The organism is Lachnospira sp. CLA-JM-H23 (assembly GCF_040096425.1).
Lineage (GTDB): Bacteria > Bacillota > Clostridia > Lachnospirales > Lachnospiraceae > Lachnospira > Lachnospira rogosae.
In genome coordinates this window covers 1-19377 of record NZ_JBBMET010000006.1, presented here as the reverse complement: position 1 = coordinate 19377, position 19377 = coordinate 1, and the positions used below count along the sequence as shown (strand labels likewise).

General features: G+C 37.5%; 16 protein-coding genes and 5 tRNA genes. 5 read left to right on the top strand and 16 right to left on the bottom strand.

Annotation, left to right across the window (positions count from 1 at the left end; translation table 11 throughout):
• Nucleotides 1-6 precede the first annotated feature (6 nt).
• The 3 genes from WMO42_RS08745 to WMO42_RS08735 all read left to right on the top strand — a co-directional run bounded on the left by WMO42_RS08745 (nt 7) and on the right by WMO42_RS08735 (nt 3118).
• Nucleotides 7-1008: an iron ABC transporter permease gene (locus WMO42_RS08745; protein WP_055176759.1), complete on the top strand. Its 1002-nt coding sequence runs from the start codon at nt 7-9 to the stop codon at nt 1006-1008.
• Nucleotides 1005-1805, top strand: coding sequence for an ABC transporter ATP-binding protein (locus WMO42_RS08740; RefSeq protein WP_082421649.1), 801 nt, complete (start codon nt 1005-1007; stop codon nt 1803-1805). Before WMO42_RS08745 ends, WMO42_RS08740 begins: the two co-directional genes overlap by 4 nt.
• A gap of 92 nt (nt 1806-1897) precedes the next feature.
• Entirely contained in the window at nt 1898-3118 is a 1221-nt protein-coding gene (locus WMO42_RS08735; RefSeq protein ID WP_055306931.1) for an NTP transferase domain-containing protein, read from the top strand.
• Between the two features lie 10 nt (nt 3119-3128).
• On the opposite strand, the gene WMO42_RS08730 is transcribed toward WMO42_RS08735, so the two are convergent.
• Both WMO42_RS08730 and WMO42_RS08725 read right to left on the bottom strand, forming a co-directional pair.
• Nucleotides 3129-4592, bottom strand: coding sequence for a nucleobase:cation symporter-2 family protein (locus WMO42_RS08730; protein WP_082421648.1), 1464 nt, complete (start codon nt 4590-4592; stop codon nt 3129-3131).
• A gap of 122 nt (nt 4593-4714) precedes the next feature.
• On the bottom strand, nt 4715-5731 hold the full coding sequence (locus tag WMO42_RS08725) for a sugar kinase (protein ID WP_242854162.1): 1017 nt from the start codon (nt 5729-5731) through the stop codon (nt 4715-4717).
• A 240-nt stretch (nt 5732-5971) separates the two neighbouring features.
• Here WMO42_RS08725 and WMO42_RS08720 point away from each other — a divergent pair, with 240 nt between their 5' ends.
• Entirely contained in the window at nt 5972-6409 is a 438-nt protein-coding gene (locus WMO42_RS08720; protein WP_055176747.1) for a MarR family winged helix-turn-helix transcriptional regulator, read from the top strand.
• A 188-nt stretch (nt 6410-6597) separates the two neighbouring features.
• On the opposite strand, the gene WMO42_RS08715 is transcribed toward WMO42_RS08720, so the two are convergent.
• The gene (locus WMO42_RS08715) at nt 6598-8964 is read right to left on the bottom strand and encodes a hypothetical protein (protein WP_349192051.1); all 2367 of its coding nucleotides are present in this window, start codon (nt 8962-8964) and stop codon (nt 6598-6600) included.
• Between the two features lie 87 nt (nt 8965-9051).
• Complete coding sequence (locus tag WMO42_RS08710; protein ID WP_055306934.1) at nt 9052-11139, bottom strand: efflux RND transporter permease subunit; 2088 nt, start codon at nt 11137-11139, stop codon at nt 9052-9054.
• Nucleotides 11140-11438: 299 nt separating this feature from the next.
• Between WMO42_RS08710 and WMO42_RS08705 the strand changes: the two genes are divergently transcribed.
• Nucleotides 11439-12074, top strand: a complete 636-nt coding sequence (locus WMO42_RS08705; protein ID WP_055306935.1) for a TetR/AcrR family transcriptional regulator — start codon at nt 11439-11441, stop codon at nt 12072-12074.
• 173 nt (nt 12075-12247) lie between these two features.
• Here the strand turns inward: WMO42_RS08705 and rsmI are convergent, their stop codons facing one another.
• From rsmI to WMO42_RS08645, 12 genes are all read right to left on the bottom strand, one after another.
• Nucleotides 12248-13171, bottom strand: coding sequence for a 16S rRNA (cytidine(1402)-2'-O)-methyltransferase (gene rsmI / locus WMO42_RS08700; RefSeq protein WP_022501526.1), 924 nt, complete (start codon nt 13169-13171; stop codon nt 12248-12250).
• Between the two features lie 23 nt (nt 13172-13194).
• Entirely contained in the window at nt 13195-13947 is a 753-nt protein-coding gene (locus tag WMO42_RS08695; RefSeq protein WP_242854161.1) for a tRNA1(Val) (adenine(37)-N6)-methyltransferase, read from the bottom strand.
• Nucleotides 13937-14848: a stage 0 sporulation family protein gene (locus WMO42_RS08690; protein ID WP_055176736.1), complete on the bottom strand. Its 912-nt coding sequence runs from the start codon at nt 14846-14848 to the stop codon at nt 13937-13939. Before WMO42_RS08690 ends, WMO42_RS08695 begins: the two co-directional genes overlap by 11 nt.
• Before the next feature lie 65 nt (nt 14849-14913).
• The gene (locus WMO42_RS08685; protein ID WP_055176733.1) at nt 14914-15909 is read right to left on the bottom strand and encodes a DNA polymerase III subunit delta' C-terminal domain-containing protein; all 996 of its coding nucleotides are present in this window, start codon (nt 15907-15909) and stop codon (nt 14914-14916) included.
• Nucleotides 15910-15923: 14 nt separating this feature from the next.
• Nucleotides 15924-16364, bottom strand: a complete 441-nt coding sequence (locus WMO42_RS08680; protein WP_022501530.1) for a YaaR family protein — start codon at nt 16362-16364, stop codon at nt 15924-15926.
• Nucleotides 16365-16452: 88 nt separating this feature from the next.
• Nucleotides 16453-17049: a hypothetical protein gene (locus WMO42_RS08675; RefSeq protein WP_055176729.1), complete on the bottom strand. Its 597-nt coding sequence runs from the start codon at nt 17047-17049 to the stop codon at nt 16453-16455.
• Nucleotides 17037-18788, bottom strand: a complete 1752-nt coding sequence (locus WMO42_RS08670) for an aminotransferase class I/II-fold pyridoxal phosphate-dependent enzyme (protein ID WP_349192046.1) — start codon at nt 18786-18788, stop codon at nt 17037-17039. Before WMO42_RS08670 ends, WMO42_RS08675 begins: the two co-directional genes overlap by 13 nt.
• 94 nt (nt 18789-18882) lie before the next feature.
• Nucleotides 18883-18955: transfer RNA gene (locus WMO42_RS08665), tRNA-Phe, on the bottom strand.
• A gap of 4 nt (nt 18956-18959) precedes the next feature.
• Nucleotides 18960-19033, bottom strand: a tRNA-Met gene (locus tag WMO42_RS08660).
• Nucleotides 19034-19080: 47 nt separating this feature from the next.
• A tRNA-Tyr gene (locus tag WMO42_RS08655) sits at nt 19081-19162 on the bottom strand.
• A 60-nt stretch (nt 19163-19222) separates the two neighbouring features.
• Nucleotides 19223-19294 (bottom strand) — tRNA-Thr (locus WMO42_RS08650).
• A 7-nt stretch (nt 19295-19301) separates the two neighbouring features.
• Nucleotides 19302-19374: transfer RNA gene (locus tag WMO42_RS08645), tRNA-Val, on the bottom strand.
• Nucleotides 19375-19377: the final 3 nt, after the last annotated feature.

Here is a 19377-nt window from a genome sequence, read left to right as displayed (position 1 = left end):
TGATTTATGTTCAAAAATACTTCTAATTACCGGAACAAAATTATACTTTTATCAGTCATACAGGTACTGCTTCTTCTGGCGGTACTTGTATGGTCTGTCATTACCGGACAGTATCCACTCACATTAAAGAGCTTACTGTCTGGTGATACTATGTCTATTATGGTCTTTAAAAGGCTCAGGCTTCCCCGCGCCCTTATGGGTGTTATAGGTGGTTTTGGGCTTTCAATATCAGGTTATATATATCAGCTTATATTTAAAAACCCTCTGGCTTCTCCCGATATCGTTGGCGTTTCCTCCGGTGCAAGTGCCGGTGCTGCTCTTGCAATAGTCGCAGTTTCTGCTTCTGTTCCAGTCATCTCCATATCTGCTTTTATCGGAGCTGTTACAGCACTCATAATAACTCTGCTTACGGCTTATCTTGTCCCTGGCAGAAACAGTTATACAATCGTGCTTGCCGGTATAGCTATTCATTCTGTGGCACAGACTATACTTATGTTTCTAAAGCTTGCTGCAGATCCCGAAAAACAGCTTGCTTCAATCGAATACTGGATTATGGGAAGCCTTAATGGTATTTCAAGGGACAGCCTTGCTATTCCCTTCTTCACAACACTTGCCGGATTTATTGTAATAGCTTTGTTATACCGACAGGTTCTCATTCTTTCTACAAGCGAGGAAGAAGCCGTATCACTAGGTGTAAATGTGACAAGTCTGCGTTTTATTATATTAATGCTTGCTACTCTTATCGTATCATCAATAATATGTGTTACGGGGCTTATAAGCTTTATCGGACTTATCGCACCTCATATTGCCAGACTTCTTACAAAGCGTAATGACATATTTACATACATAACAAGTGGCTTCACAGGAGCTATTTTACTGACACTTGCTGATATACTGGCAAGAAGTGTATCCCCATCAGAGCTGCCAGTCAGTATATTTACCTCACTTCTTGGTGCTCCACTGCTTATCATTCTGCTTATCAGAGCTAATAAAAAGGAGGCATTATGATGTCCGATTTATTCAATAATACATTTTCCGCAGACGGAATATCAGTATATTACGGCAGCACCTGTGCGGTTGATAACGTAAGCTTTGACCTTATGCCTGGACAGCTTAATGCTGTTATTGGCAATAACGGCTGTGGTAAAACCTCTCTTATTAAGGCCATCATGGGACTTATAAAACACAACGGAAAATGTCAGCTTAATGAACACTTACTTGAAAACCTCTCTGTTAAAAAAAAGGCACAGCTCATAAGCTACATTCCCCAAAGAAACAATCTTACTATAAGCATGACCGTCAGGGATGTATGTCTGCTTGGCTTCAATCCTCATATGCACATACTTGGAGGCTACACCACAGATATGCTCAGACGTGTGGATAAAGCTATTGATATGGTTGGACTTAAGGGTTTATACGAATCAGACTTCTTAGCTTTAAGCGAAGGGCAGAAGCAGTTATGTATTCTGGCACGCACCATAATAGAGGCTTCCCCACTGCTTCTTCTCGATGAACCGGATAGTGCACTTGATTTTTCTAACCGTCATCTTCTTATGCAGCACATAAGAAGTATTGTATCCGATGGCAGATGCGCCCTAATGTGTATTCACAGCCCTGAGCTTGCTTTAGAATACTGCGATAATATACTTCTTATGAAGTCTGGGACAATCCTTAGCACCATTAATACACATACAGACTCTCTTGATATTATTAATGAAAAGATGTCTCTTATATATGATAATATTAATGTCATTGAATGTACTGACATTAACCATAAAACCCACCGCGTAGTTGTGGCATTATAGACCTATACCTATACTGCGTATAAATGTCTATTCTCACCAGACACACATACGTTATAAAATCATTTAGTGAAACGAGGTGACTTATTTATTCTATGGATAATTGTTATTTAGATGCTTTGGCTGTAATTACATTTTTTAAGATGTCAGATAAAAAACATCTTTTTATTACGGGAGACCGGGGAAGTGGCAAATCATATCTGTTAAACAACATTTTAAACCAGATTGAAGAAACTATGGATATGTCTGATTTTTTCAATTATCTGCTAAGCCGCAGAACAGACACACCAGAAGTTGTTATTAAATCTAATCTTATAGATGATGGAAAAGAATATGTGATTGGCAGACCACGTACACTCACTCCTGTTTCCCCTAAAAAAGGCAACAACATGACCTCCGTAGAGGATGGCTTTATTAACTGCGCCTGTCCTGCCATTATGAAGCATCTTATGACCTCTGCTGATAGTGTATTTGTTATTGACGAGCTTGGTTATCTGGAAAGCTCCTGTATCCCTTTTCAGGAGAACATTAAAAGTCTTCTTGATAACTCACGCGTATTAGCGGTCATCAGAAAACAATCCACAGAATTTCTTGACAGTATTAAAAGCAGATCTGATGTACTTTTAATCGATATTGATAATACCTTCAGCTCTATTTCGTGCATTATTATGGCATCCGGTATGTCAAAAAGATTCGGTACCAACAAGCTTTTAGCCTCCTTCAACAACAACACTCTCTTTGAAAATGCGATAAATATAAGCCACTTTGTAAGCTTTGGTAAAACTCTTGCCGTAACCCGTCATGATGAGCTTGTACAGATATGTGAACGGGAACATATACATTGCATTAAACACAATATGCCTTACAGAAATGATATGGTACGTCTTGGTGTTTCACGTATTCTAAAGGAAACTAACAGACACAAAAGCTGCTGCACCCAAGGGATATTATTTCTTCCATCAGACCAGCCGCTTATCACTAAGACAAGCCTTCAGCTGCTGTGCCTTTTATTTATTTACTACAACAGCAGTTATTTTGCTTGTAACAGCACAGATAAATCCAGCAATGCCAATAATAATATTAATAATAATAATAAGATATGCCGGCTTGCCTTCAACGAAAACGCAGGCGCACCAGTAATATTTCCTGAGTGCTATTATAATGAGCTTCTTACACTTCCACTGGGCAAGGGTGGCGGTTTTATTGCAAAAAAATATCCTGCACAGGTTGTTTTAGTTCCTGCACAGGATGAATATGAATTATATGATATTGATACTCCTGATGACCTTATTCGTCTTTCCCGGTATCTTCGCTAATTGCTGTACCTTATTTAGTTACAGCCTTTTCCTTTATTGTTGCTGCTTCTTCTGAAACAACTTCTTTAACCGTTTCCTCAGCTTTATCCTTAGGAAGAATTATGTTAAGTAATATTGCTACAAATGCTGCTGGAACAATACCAGACTCACCAAACATAAGCTGTACTGCCTGTGGTGTATGTGCAAGGATTGCAGGGCTTACACCCATACCATAGCCTACACCAAGTGCAACCGATACAATAGAAAGCCTTCTTGCATCAAGCGGCTCCTTAGTGATAAGCTGGATACCACTTACAATAATTGATGAGAACATCATAACTGCCGCACCACCAAGTACTGACTGTGGCATGATTGATATTAATGCTCCAAGCTTAGGAATAAGACCACATAATATAAGGAATACAGCACCAGATGCAAGTGCAATTCTGTTAACAACCTTAGTCATTGCAACAAGGCCAACATTCTGGCTGAATGATGTATTAGGAAGCACACCGAAAAGTGCTGCAAGCGATGAACCTAAACCATCACACATAACTCCGCCTGAAAGTTCTTTATCTGTCGCTTCTCTTCCTACTCCACCGACCATAACACCTGATATATCTCCAACAGTTTCTACTGCTGTTACAACAAACATAACAAGCACAGGAAGTATTGCTCTTAAGTCAAACACTGGCTTAACTGGCATGAACTTAGGAATCGCAATCCACTTAGCTTCTGCAACCTTATTCCAGTTAAGTACCCATGACTTAGTATATTCAACTCCCTCAGCATTAACTGCTGTATGTGGAAGCACACAGCCCATAATAGCTGCTACAATATAACCAACTATAATTCCAATCAGTATAGATGATGAACTAAGATATCCCTTTGTCCAGTGCTTAACGAATAATATAACAATAAGCACAACAAACGCCAGAAACAGATTCTCTAATGAGCCAAAGTCTTTAGCCCCGTTTCCACCACCGAATGAATTGATACCAACAGAAATAAGTGACAGTCCAATAGAAAGCACAACAGTTCCTGTTACAACTGATGGGAAAAATCTTCTTAAAGGCTTAATAAATGCACCAAGCACAGTTTCAAAAAGACCACCTATAATGGATGCTCCCATAATTGCACCATAGGCTAATACTCCGCCTCCCATAACCTTTGTTATACTGCTGAATACTCCGATAAATCCAGAGCTTGTACCCATAATAATAGGCACCTTGCCTCCAACAGGTCCAATTGAAAACAACTGTATAAGTGTTACAATACCAGCTATAATCATAGCATTCTGTAAAAGTGCAACCTGAATAGATGCATACTCACTTCCTGCTCCAATACCACAGGCTCCTGTAATAATAAGCAACGGTGTAAGATTTCCTACAAACATCGCCATAACGTGCTGAAGTCCAAGTGGTATCGCCTGTTTTAATGAAAGCTTTCCATTAAAATCATATGCCTCCGGCATAAGTTCTTTTATTTTTTTCATATATCCTCCGGTATATTAACCATAATCTATCTGTTATTAATCTCATATGAAGAAGGTCTAGGGAAAATCATTATTCAAGTACTGATTTTCCTTAGACCTTCCTTCTGTATGACCTACGCTTATTATCTCTGCACATCAAATGAAGCATTATTCATAAGTCGTTTAATCTGGTCAACGCTTGTGATGTTAGTATCGCCGCGGATAGCGTGCTTCATTACTGAAGAAGCTACTGCGAAATTGACGATATCTTCGTGCTTCCAGTCATTCTGCATAAGAGCATAGATAAGACCAGAAGAGAATGCATCTCCACCACCAACACGGTCAACAATCTCAAAATTGAGTGTCTTGCTTTCGTAAGTCTTTCCGTCAGCATAGTAGAAAGCCTTAAGAGAGTTATTACTTCCTGAATGAACATAACGTACTGTTCTTGCAATTGCTTTCATATGGTACTGCTCATCAATAGCCTTGAATACTCTGTCCATATCCTCAAATGATGGATCCATAGTAAGGCCGTCCTTAACATCTGTACCATCTGCATTGTATACATGGATAGGCTCAATACCTATAAGTACATCTACATATGGAAGATATCTGCTGAGTACATCCCTTGCTGTTTCAAAAGACCATAATGTACTTCTGAAATTAGGATCAAAGCTTACCGTAAGTCCAAGCTTCTTAGCTGCCTTGATAGCCTTATCTATAAGACGACGGCAGTTATATGAAAGAGCTGGTGTGATGCCACTTAAATGTAACCAGTCATAATCCTTTAAGATGTTCTCAAAATCTACATCCTTATAATCATATTCAGCAAATGCTGAGCTTCCTCTATCATATATTACCTGTGAAGGTCTTACTGAAACACCTTCTTCAAGGTAATAAAGTCCCATTCTTCCGTCAGACTTGATAATGTGCTTAGTGTGTACATCATTAGCCTTAAGGTAGTTGATACAAGACTTACCAAGGTCTGTGTTAGGTAATACTGTAAAAAATGTTGAATCTACACCAAGGTTAGCGAGTGAAACTGCTACGTTGGCTTCTGCTCCACCATAGTTAACTATGAAATTGTGGGTTGTAACTATCTTCTCATAGTTAGGTGGTGACAATCTTAACATCAATTCGCCAATTGCTATGAACTTCATACGTGCCTCCATCTATCATTAAACTTTAAACCTGATATTAAGTAATATTTTATGGCAATAATCTGTACTTTTATTGCTCTATATTGTCAAAATAATACTCCATTTAATGATACTACTTATCCTATAAAATTGCAAATTGTATTTAACGCATTAACTCATAAATACCGCAGTATTTTGTTGCATTAACACACCATTTCATTGTATAATTAAAAATATTTTGAAGCGAGGAAAGTAATACCTATGGACATTTACGAATCATTGAACTCTATTTTAGTAACTTTATTCAATGATATAATGAACATTGAAGAAAAGGCTTTAATTACAGATGAATTTTCTGACATCACAGTTACTGATATGCACATAATTGAAGCTATCGGAATTAAAGAGCCACGCACTATGGGAACAATATCCAAGGCCTTAGGCGTGACTATGGGAACTCTTACAGTCGGCATTAACGGACTTGTTAAAAAGGGATATGTAATAAGGACAAGAAGTGAAGAAGACCGCCGTGTCGTATATGCTTCCCTCACACCAAAGGGTAATGCGGCATACACTCACCATATGAGATTTCATCGGGATATGATTAAACATATAACTGACGATTTAAGCGAAGATGAAGCCGCCGTACTTATTAAGACATTTACAAGACTTGAAGATTATTTTAAAAGCATATCATAACATTCAAAATGATTATGGAATTATATTAACATATAACTATACTGTCGCAGCTGCGTAACCTTTAACGCACTGTCTGCATAGCAAAAACCCCACAGATATGAATTTCTGTGGGGTTTTTTGAAAGATTATTAATCTTTCCGCCGACCGGGCCGGCATAATTTATATATGAGAGTTTTGGAAAAGTAAGCTTATTTAGTTAATTCAGCTGTCTTATATATAAACGTTACTGAATTATCCTTACCATCTGACTTACCAAGGAATGTGTTGTAATTCTGACCAAGCTTGATTACTTCCTTGATTGTATCTACTGCTGTATCAGCATCATCACCAACAAGACTTGTAATAGCTTTAATACCTGTCTCATTGAATTCTGCCATACCATCTTTAAGTGTTATAGCACCATCATTAAGCTGTGTTACACCATCTGCTAAAGTTACAGAAGATGACTTAAGTGTTGATGTTCCATCAGCAAGCTGTGTAGAACCACTTCTTAAAGCTTCGTTGTTAGAATTAAGTGTGCTGAAACCGCCTGCAATCTGTTCAATACCACCGTTAAGTGTATCATTATTGTCGTTAAGCTGTGCAAGTCCTGCGCTTATCTGTGCTATACCACCATTAAGTGTATCATTGTTATCGCTAAGCTGTGCAAGTCCTGCACTTATCTGTGCTATACCACCATTAAGTGTATCATTGTTACCACTAAGCTGTGCAAGTCCTGCATTAAGCTGTGATGCACCTGCGTTAAGTGTATCGTTATTCTTAACAAGTTCACCAAGTCCGTCTGTTAATGACTGGCTTCCATCTGTAAGCTGCTTTAATGCTGCATTAATAGTTTCATTATTGCTAAGATTGCTGACAACTGCATCTAATGCACTTGAAGCACCTATATTACCAGCAGCCTTAATAAGAAGTCCTAACTGGTTAGCATATACATAATCCTTTGAACCAGCCTGTGATACCTGTGGAGTATATGGCTTACCGCTTGTCACAGCTTCTGTATATGTCTCTGTTATTATATTAGTTGTATAAGCTGTAAGATACTTTACAAAATAAGTCGATATATCTGTTGCTGCCTCACTACTGCTCTTCTTGCCCAGATTACTAAGGTCTGTTGCTATAGTTACATCACTAAGGCCTAATGCTGTTCCTAATTTCTGTAAATCAGCTGCCTGCTCCATAACAGTCTTTCCTGTTGAGTCTGCTACAGAATTCATCTTATAAGCTGTTGAATTAGCTGCAAGTTCCTTAACAACATTTCCAATAAGTGCTGTCTTAATGCTCTTTATTCCTTCATTTAATTGTGAAGCTCCTGCCTCTGCACTAGCAACACCATCTGTATAAGCCTTTAAACCTGTCTGTAATGAAACTGCACCTGCTGCCGCACTGGCAACACCGCCTGTATATGTTGAAAGACCACTCTGTAATGTGCCTGAACCTGCATTAAGTGCTCCTACACCATCAGTATAAGTCTTTAAACCTGACTGTAACTGTCCTGCACCTGCACCAAGCTGGTTAGCTCCTGCTGTGTATGCACTGATACCATCCTTAAGCTGTCCTGCACCTGCTGCCAGAGCTGTAGCACCATCTGTATAAGCATAGATACCATCTTTAAGCTGGCTTGCACCATCATTTAACTGGTTCACGCCATCTGTAAGTGCTGGAATACTGTCAGAAAGTGTCTGTGTACCATTCTGGAGAGCAACTGTTCCATCTGTAAGCTGGTCAGCTGCTGACTGAAGCTCATTCATCTTATCTTCAAGCTTAGCAAGTGAGAAATCATCTGTATCTATATCATTAAGTGTGCTTGTTGTAGCAACTGACATAGACATATCAAGCTCGAAATCCTCTACATCTGCTGATATTTCAAAGTATTCTGGAATATCCATATCAAGGCTTTCACCATCAAACTTAAGGTTTAAAGTATCCTTTAAGCCTGGCATAGCCATACCAAGTGCAATGATATTATCGCCAACCTTGCTTACCTTGCCGTTAGTAACTTCTACATTACTGAACTTATCTGTTGGAAGAAGTGTTCCTGTAATCATAGTAAATGGAACATAAGCTGTCTGTGACTTTCCATTAACTGTTATATTCTTCTTCTCATTGTTAGTATAGTCATATCTGATAGTAACCTTACCACTCTTGCCAATCATATCTTCTGGCTTAGTTTCAACACCATTTAACTTGTAAGTAACCTTTATTGAAACAGGAGCAGTCTTATCAGATGTGCTCTGGTTAGTTGTTGTTTCGCCCTTAGAATCAGTAACCTTTTCTGTTACAAGAACGTGATCCTGAGTTCCGTCTGCCTTATCAAATACATATACCATCTCGTCTCTTGTATTTGTCTTTAATGTACTTGTATTTGATATTGAAAGCTCGTTCTTAATAGCATTTGTTATAATATTCTCTGTATTAGAAGCAGCCTCACTGCTTATTGCAACCTCACTGCCTGTCTGATTATATGCTGTGCTAGTGCCACAGCCTGTAAGTGTTGAAGCAATAAGAACAACACTTAATAATACTGAACTATATTTAAATAAAGTCTTCTTAACCATAACTATTCCTCCATTTTCTTACTTCCTGATATATTCTTATATCTGTTACGGCATATACACCTTTGACCCGTTCATACATCTTTCTGATTACATATCCTGATTCTTCTTAGGCTTAAATCCTATACTTGTATTGATAATGAGCTTATCACATAATACAAACAATGATGGAAGTATGAAGATAACTACGAACATACTTATAATTGCACCACGCGCCATAAGTGTACAAAGCGAACCAATCATATCAACTGAAGCTATACATCCAACACCAAATGTTGCGGCAAAGAAACCAAGCGCACTAACAATAATTGATGGTATTGATGTTGAAAGAGCTATCTGGATTGCTTCCTTCTTAGCGTATCCCTGGCTTCTTTCCTTCTTATATCTTGTTGTCATAAGAATAGCATAATCGACTGTTGCACCAAGCTGGATAGTACCGATAACTACTGATGCAATAAATGGTATCTGTGTATGCGTAAAATATGGAATACCCATATTAACAAAGATAGCAAATTCGATTGCTGAAACAAGTATAATTGGAAGCGATATTGATTTAAGTACGAACAGGATAATAACAAATATAGCTACTATTGATACCGCACTGACTGTCTTAAAGTCCTTATCTGTTATAGTGATAAGATCCTTGGTACAAGGAGCTTCACCAACTACCATTGCCTTAGAATCGTAAGACTTTACAATATCATTCACCTTACTAATCTGATTGTTAATTTCATCTGATGCTATTTTGTAATCTGTAGCAATCATCATTATCTGATAATCTTCACCCTTAAGCTCTGATACTGTCTTAGCCGGTAAGAATTCCTGTGGAATACCAGACTTAAGTGCTGTGTCAAGTCCGAGTGCGAACTGTACACCGTCTACATCACCTAACTTATCAAGCATTTCGTTAGCTGTATCTGTAGACATACTAGAGTCAGCAAGTATCATATAGATTGAATTCATATCAAAGTTTTCTTCCAGCTTCTTATTAGCCTGTGAGCAGGCAAGGTCATCTGGAAGTGTATCAGACAAATCATAATATACTGATGTATGATTCTGTCCATATATAGCAGGTCCTAATAATACAACAAAGACAATTACAAATATCCATGAGTGGTTTACTATAAATGTAGCAAGCTTATCGAAGTTTGGCATAATCTCACAATGCATTGTCTTCTCTAATGCCCTGTCAAATGTAAGTATCAATGATGGAAGGATTGTTACACAACCGATAACACCGAATACAACACCCTTTGCCATAACGATACCAAGGTCAAGACCAAGTGTGAAGCTCATAAAGCAAAGTGCAATGAAACCTGCAACTGTTGTTATAGAAGAACCAACTACGGATGTAAGTGTATTACTAATGGCAACTGCCATCGCTTCCTTGTGGTCATCCGGATATATTTCCTTCATTTCCTTGTAGCTGTGCCATAAGAAGATTGAATAATCCAGTGTAACACCTAACTGAAGTACAGCCGCAAGAGCTTTAGTTATATATGAAACCTCACCTAATAAAATGTTAGAACCCAGGTTGTATACAATTGCCATTCCTATACTTATCATAAAGAATACTGGTACAAGAAATGAATCCATAAATATAGCAAGCACGATACATACAAGAACTACTGCTATAAGTACATAAAGTGGTGTCTCTTTCTCCGAAAGATTCTTAGTATCCGTAACTACTGCTGACATACCACTTATAAAGGCCTGACCCTCTGTCTGCTCTCTTATCTGTATGATAGCATTCATAGTATCATCACTTGAAGTTGTATTATCGAAGAATATTGCAAATAAAGTTGTATCTGTGCTGTCATTCTCGAAATACTTTCTGAATTTTGATGGAACAATCTCAGATGGAACATCTTCACCAACTATTCCTGTGTAAGAAATAACCTGTGCAACGTGGTCTACATTCTCTACCTTCTTAATAAGTCTGTCAGTAGACTTCGTATCCATATTCTGGACAACGACCATCGCGTATGCACCCTTATTGAAGTCATCCATAAGAATGTCCTGACCCTGCATAGTCTCTATCTCATTCGGAAGATAATACAGAATATCGTAATTAACTCTTGTATTAAAGTATCCGATTGCAGATGGAATAAGAAGCAGGAAACTCAGAATAAGAATTGGAATTCTGAGTTTAACAATTACTTTTCCAAACTTTTCCATAACTCGCCTCATTTCTACGTCTGCGACGTAATTTTACTTTGATTGGACTGATAACCTCTCAATAATTAATAACTCTCTTAATTAATTACATTTATTATCAATTCAATACATATGACCGTGATCTCTCAAATATGACTTTTGGTCATTTTCTTTGCAAGTGTTATTCTAGCACAAAATGACCGATAGTCAATACTCAAAATGACTAAAAGTCATTTTTTTATAGATTTTTTATTTTCAACATGGTAGAATATTAATTGACAGAACAACTAATATTATGCCTGCATTAGATTGGAGATTTTATGGGAAAACTTGAGAACAACAAACAACAGAAAAGGACTTCCCTCTTAGATACAGCTTTTAAGCTCTTTACAACGCAGGGTGTTTCCAAGACATCAATTGCCGAGATTTCACAGAAAGCTGGAATTGCCAAGGGCACTTTTTATCTGTATTTCAAAGATAAATATGATATAAGAAATAAGCTCGTTTCTCACGAGGCAAGCAAGCTCTTTAAAAATGCAGTGAGTGCATTAGAGCTTCATATAAAAGAACAGCAGATTAATGACCATTCGTTTACAATTACATTTACCGAGGAGATTATATTTATTGCTGACCACATAATTAATGTGCTTAACACCAACCAGACACTTCTTACATTTATATCAAAGAACCTGTCATGGGGAATATTTAAAGAGGCTCTTACAACCAATGTCGCTGATGACGACATTAATTTTAAAGATATCTACTATGAAATGCTTGAAGACTCTGGTCTTAACCTCAACGAGCCCGAGATTATGCTGTTTATGATTGTCGAGCTTATAAGCTCAACATGCTACAGCTCAATCCTTTACAAAGAACCAGCTGATATTGACAGGCTCAAGCCTTACCTTTATAAGGCCATTAAGGCAATTATCAATGAACATACAATAGAAGATTAGAAGATAAGAAATCCCCTTCCTTACCAGAAATATTATCTGACAAAGAAGGGGATTTGTACCACTCCACCTATAATTTTAAAATTTACTCTTAAATTTATTTTAGCTAAGACTCTCTTTTAATCACTCTTTTATATAAGTTTTTAACATTTGTGTAACATTTTTTCTTTTAAGAACTAATTTCCCAGAAGCTTATTATATATATCCCTCTTAGATACGCCCCTGTCCCTGGCTGCTGCCTTCATAGCCTCTTTTTTATCAAGTCCCTGTGCTATATACATATCAACGTGTTCCTGCTCAGACATAGTAAGCCACTGTGCCTGTGCTTCCTCTTTAAGCTCATTTCTGTCTTTTCCAGCAATTACAAGAACATACTCGCCCCTTGGCTGGTTATTCTCATAATAACTGCACGCCTCTGCAAGCGTTGTAACCATACTATTCTCATAGCGTTTGGTAAGTTCCTTGCATATAGTAACTGCCCTGCTTCCTCCTAACACCTCAGAAAGCTCTTTAAGTGTCTTTAAAAGCCTGTGTGGAGCTTCGTATATAATCATTGTTCTTGTTTCATCTTCAAGCTCTTTTAATATGTCTTTACGCTCATTCTTGTCCGCCGGAAGAAATGCTTCAAATGCAAAACGTCTTGTTGCCTGTCCCGACATTGTAAGTGCCGTTATACACGCTGCCGCACCAGGAACTGATGATACCTTAATTCCTGATGCAAGTGCCTGCCTTACAAGCTCCTCTCCCGGGTCAGATATTCCAGGTGTTCCAGCATCAGTTATTACAGCGACTGACATTCCTTTAAGCATCTTCTCAACAAGCACCTTTGCCTTATCATACTTGTTATATTCATGATAGCTTGTCATCGGCGTATTAATCTCAAAATGATTAAGCAGCTTTATGCTGTTTCTCGTATCCTCCGCCGCAATAATATCAACTTCCTTTAATATCCTTAACACCCTGAACGTAATATCCTCAAGATTACCAATCGGAGTTGCACACAAATATAACTGCCCAACTCCGCTATTATTATGAGAGCCATTAAATTCTTCAAGTGCCTGCACACTATCATAATCAATATCTGTAATATTATCTTCCATACTGCTCCTCTCTTAAATTCATACTAATTGTACATTTTTAAAAGTTCTTCCGTGTAACTTCCATCGCTATTGTATACAATAAGTGGTTCTTCCACTATAAGCTGTGAACGTCCGCCCTTTACCGCCTCTATAAGCACCATATTAGCTGGCTTATCTATATGCGGATACACAAGCCTTATACGCTTTGGCTCAAGGTGGTTATTCTTCATAGAAGTAAATATATCTACAAGTCTTGATGGTCTGTGAACCATATACATATGTCCCTTAACCTTAAGGCACTTTGAAGCTTCCCTTACAACGTCCTCAAGACTGCATAGAAGCTCGTGTCTTGCGATTGCCTTGGCACTCTCAGGATTAACAATTCCGTGATTTTCATTCATATATGGTGGATTGCTTGTAACCACATTAAAAGAAGCCCCACCTAAAATATGTGAAGCTTCTTTAATATCACCTTTTACAATATTAACCTTGTCTGACAGACTATTAAGTTCAACATTTCTGACAGCAAGGTCATAACTGATATCCTGAATTTCCAAGCCTGTATACATACTGCCTGGATTTTTCGCCTGCATAAGAATTGGTATTACACCATTTCCAGTACCCATATCAAGCACCTTCTGGTTCTTTCCGGCCTTCGCAAATGTAGACAACAACACAGCATCCATTCCAAAACAGAACACATCTGTATTCTGGATTAGTCTGAGATTATCCCTGCATAAGTCATCAATTCTCTCATTGGCATTAATACCTGCATTAATCTTAGCATCAGTCATCATTAATATGGGCTTTTCCTTCCTTTTTCTCAAGCTCTTCGAGTTCTTTTAACTCTTTATCATCTATATTCATTCTGTCGTTTCTTCTCTTAGGCTTAAATCTAAGCTCAGCAACAGGATACTCTCTTATCTCTTTCTCATCTCCATCAAGTGTGACAATTACCTTAACAAGCTGTCTTAACACATTAACGCTTGATACCTCACCCTTTAACTTCTCAGGTGTAGTAACATAATCTCCCACATTAGGAAGGTTGCTGTTAAGCTCCTCGTAAGTTTCCTGCTCATTCTTAAGACAGCACATAAGTCTTCCACACACACCCGATATCTTTGATGGATTAAGCGATAAATTCTGTTCCTTTGCCATCTTAATTGACACTGGTATGAACTCTGGCATATATGTTGCACAGCACAATGGTCTTCCACAAGAACCAATTCCGCCTAATATCTTAGTTTCATCTCTTACACCAATCTGACGAAGTTCAATTCTTGTCTTAAATACTGCTGCCAGATCCTTTACAAGCTCTCTGAAATCAATTCTTCCATCCGCTGTAAAGTAGAACAATACTTTATTATTGTCAAATGTATACTCAACCTTTATAAGCTTCATTTCAAGATTATGCTTCTTAATCTTCTCAAGACATATCTTATACGCTTCTTTTTCCTTTTCCCTGTTCTTAGCTTCCCTTTCATCATCATCAGGTGTCGATATTCTGATAATAGCCTTAAGCGGCTGTACAACTGCTGAATCCTCAACCTCTCTTTCACCAAGAACAACGTGGCCATACTCAATTCCTCTTGCTGTTTCAACAATAACGTGCTGACCAACCTCAACATTATACTGTCCCGGTGCAAAGAAATATATTTTGCCCACCTGCCTGAATCTAACACCAACAACTTTAGTCATCTATTTTTAATCTCCAATCCTGCCAAATATTAATTCCTAACATCAGCCAATTATTCACTAACTGCCTACATATCCTCTTTCATAGCCATAATAAGAAGTTCTATGCATAAGTCAAAATTAACATTGGCCTTAAGTCTTACCTTTACTTTATCTATAGAATTAAGTATATCCTGAATTCCTTCGTATGACATAACCTCAGCCTGCGATTTGATAAGCGAAATCTCATCACTAAATATTAGATAATTCGTATCATTGGTACTCTTAAACATAAGCACGTCCCTGAACCACATAGCCATAAGATCAAGATAATCGTCTATTGTAAGCTTGTAATTAGTCACATCTTTAACAACTGCCATTATGTCTGCCGCCGTCATATCCTTCACATTCTTGATAACGTGCATAACATCATTCTTTAAATGTGCGAATTCCGTACTTTCTATAATAGTCTTAGCACGTCCAATCTTACCCTGTGCAAAATCAGCCGCAAACTTACGTTCATATTCTGACACGTCATAGTTATCCTTAAGATAATCCATAACTACGCTTTCCTTTAATGGCTTTAAATCAAGAAGCACACATCTTGATATAATAGTCTGTAAGAAAATGTCTGCGTTAGTCGTAAGAAATATAACAATACCATACGCTGGTGGCTCTTCTATAGTCTTAAGAAGTGCATTCTGTGCCTGCACTGTAAGCTTCTCAGCCTCATCTATAATGTATATCTTATAACGGCTTGAGTATGGTTTAATAAGCATATCTGATATTATCTGATCTCTTACATCATCTACACCTATACTTGCAGGCTTCTCGTGTCGTACCCATATTATATCAGGCTGATTGCCTGACTCTGTCTGTATACAGGAATGACATTTATTACAAGGCTTATTATCGCCTTCTGCCTCACACTGTAATGCTTTTGCAAATATCTTGGCAATCATCTTCTTTCCAGCACCAAGCCCTCCATTGATAATGTAAGCGTGTGATACCTTATCTAATTTAATTGCGTTCTGTAAATGCTCTTTAATTGTATCGTATCCATAAATATCTGAAAATGTGCTCATTATATACTCCAATCTTATGCTGATATATCAAGCAATAAACCCCTGATATCATCAATTCTTCCTACAATCTCAAGATGATTTTTCTCTTCTTTAACAAGTTCTCCTGCCAGCTCATCAAGATTCTTATCCACAAGTTTAACAATACCATATACTCTGTGTCTGCCTCGTCTATCAAGAAAGTTCTCTCTTGAGAACTTATGGGAACGGTTAACAACCTCATTAAGAAACCCCTTAACAAGCTCCCTGTACTTTCGCATATCCTTAATATCCATATGCTTTGCAATCTTCTCACCCTGCTCAGTAATCTGTTCCATCATACTGCCAAGCTTTTCCTGAAGATCCTTTTCTTCTATATTACTAATAAGAGTAAACTTAAAACTACTGTCCGTACTCTCTGTATTCTTCACCTGCTGAACTGAAGATGATGTCTGTATATCATTAATCTTTATATCCATAACTTTACTCTCTTTCGTGTCCACCATCATATAATTGTATCATATAAATATCATTAATACAATTCAAGCCAACTCACTCTTACTGCATTTATAAAAGCTGCTGTTTAATTGCCTCTTTGATGTCCCTGATACAATCCTCTATTGTTCCATCGTTGCTAAATCTCTGATTAATTCCGGCTTCCTTAATCTTTTCCTCCGAGAAATCTTTACTGTCTGCAAGAAAACGCCTGCACATTTCCTCATACTGTGGTACTTCCTGCTTCTGTTCCCTGTTGATAGCTCTCATAAGCCTTATTCCATCATCGACTTCTATATATATCGGTAATATTGCATCTTTTCCAAAGTATGCACAAAATTTATTGTAAGCCTCAATAGTACCTATAACAATATACTTGTCACCGCTTCCAAGCCTGATCTGCCCATCATCAACTGTAAAATACTTCCACTCTCCATACACTGTGTTATATATCCGCATCTCTATTACTTTATCCGCCGCTTCAAGCTCCAATGCCTTCTCATTATCTACATAATAATACTCTACACCTTCTTTTTCTCCAGCTCTCATAGGTCTTGTTGTATACATAATAACAGTCTTAAGATTTAGCTCCTTATCACCAACTAAAGCCTTAAATATATTATCTTTACCACTTGAACTTTTTCCCATTAAAAATGCTATCTCAGGCATAACAAAGCTCCTTCTTTTACACCTACAACCTCCAGACCTGCCTCACCGGCCGCCTGAAGTATTGCAATAATCTTTCGTGTAATAACCTCTCCCGGACATAATATCGGTATTCCCGGTGGATATACATACACTGACTCTCCACTTATCTTACCATATATCTTCTCATTATTCATCTGAATTTCATCACAACCTGATAAATCACGCCTGTTAAATGCTTGTGCAATTGTCAACGCCTGCTCATCCCTGAAATCAGCAACATTTATCTTATTACCATTATCCTGATTATTAATTGAACTATAATTTAATCTATTGTCTGCCTCACCATTATGTATGCTATTAAATCTATTATCTAAATCCTTGTCTACTTTTGAATTTAGTATATCTTCCCTATCATATTTACTGATACTCTCATCTATTTCTTCATCTATCTCCTTTAATGCCGCAAGAACTCTATTATCTAATTCTTCGTCTATCTCTTTTAATGCCGCAAGAAATCTATCATAATACTCCTGCGAGTCAAATATTGATGTCATCGCTATTACATATTTTATAGATGACATTTCAAGCTGGATTTTATATTTATAAAATAGAGTGTCATATAACCATTTTGCATCTTTATATCCTAATACAAGCTTTGATATGTCGTCTGTATTTATTAACCTGATGTGCTTTAATTCTGACAATCCATTTCTTAAAATAGTGAGCTTATCAACATATTCAGCAAATAATTTATCACCGTCATTCTTAACAATGCTTAAGCTTCTTGCTATGGAAGACATTAATATATACGATGGGCTTGTCGACTGGTATATATTCCAATACCTTCTTATGCGTTCTACATCAACTATTCCATAATTAATATGCATAATCGCTGTCTGTGTAAGTGATGGAAGGGTCTTATGCACACTGTTAATTACTACATCAGCCCCACTCTTAACTGCTGACTGAGGAAAGCTTTCTGAGAAATTAAAATGTGCACCATGAGCCTCATCAACAATCAATGGAATATTATATTGATGAAGATACTCTGCTATTGATTTAATATCAGATACATTTCCCTCATAAGTTGGTGATGTAAGTATCACGGCTTTAATATCATTTCTGTCATGGTCTGAGCTGTATTTATCCACAATGAACTTAATTTCTTTTAATGTTATCCCCTTATAATACCCATATTCCTCATCATATTCTGGATAAATATACACAGGATTCAGTTCATTGAGGATAACTGCATTATAAACTGATATATGACAGTTTCTTGCCATTATAACAACATCATTTTTATGGGTAACTCCGCATATTGCCGACATATTACCTGCAGTGCTTCCATTTACCAGATACCAGCTCTCATCAGCTCCATAAAGCTCCGCCGCCTCATCAAACGCATCTTTAATAATAGTTTCGGCATTGTGCATATTATCAAAACCATTAATCTCCGTTATATCTTTCTCATATGGATTTCCCATATCACCCATATATAACTCAATTAATTCTTTATTTCTCTTAGCCCCCGGCATATGCATAGGTACTATATTTTCATCTTTATATTTATCTAACTTAGACAATATATCATTATATTTAACATTCGGTTTAATGCCTGAATTTTTATTTGTAGTTCCTGCATTGCCATTCAATAATATATCATCATATTTAATATCCTTATTTGTAGTTCCTGTTTTATCCGATTTTCCCGTTTTATCTAAATTCATCTTTATACTCTTATCTTCATTCCAATTCATTGTTACACTCTCATCTTTTATTTACTGTTATTTATTATTGGGATACAAAAAAACCATAGATACTACATAACGTAATACCTATGGTATAAATAAGTGCCTAGAACCGGAATCGAACCAGTGACACGAGGATTTTCAGTCCTCTGCTCTACCGACTGAGCTATCTAGGCAAAGTAGCGGGGACAGGATTTGAACCTGTGACCTTCGGGTTATGAGCCCGACGAGCTTCCGAGCTGCTCTACCCCGCGTCATCTATAACTATTGTATTCATATATGATGAAGATTATTCATCAAATGGGCGGAGAAGGATTCGAACCTTCGAAGGCAGTGCCAGCAGATTTACAGTCTGTCCCCTTTGGCCACTCGGGAATCCACCCATATAAAATTAAATTAACAATAACCCTAGCCTTCCAACCAAGATATTATTGTTAATAAAAAGCCGACAGTCGGAGTCGAACCAACAACCTGCTGATTACAAATCAGCTGCTCTGCCATTGAGCCATGTCGGCATATAAATGGGACCTACAGGGCTCGAACCTGTGACCCTCTGCTTGTAAGGCAGATGCTCTCCCAGCTGAGCTAAGATCCCATA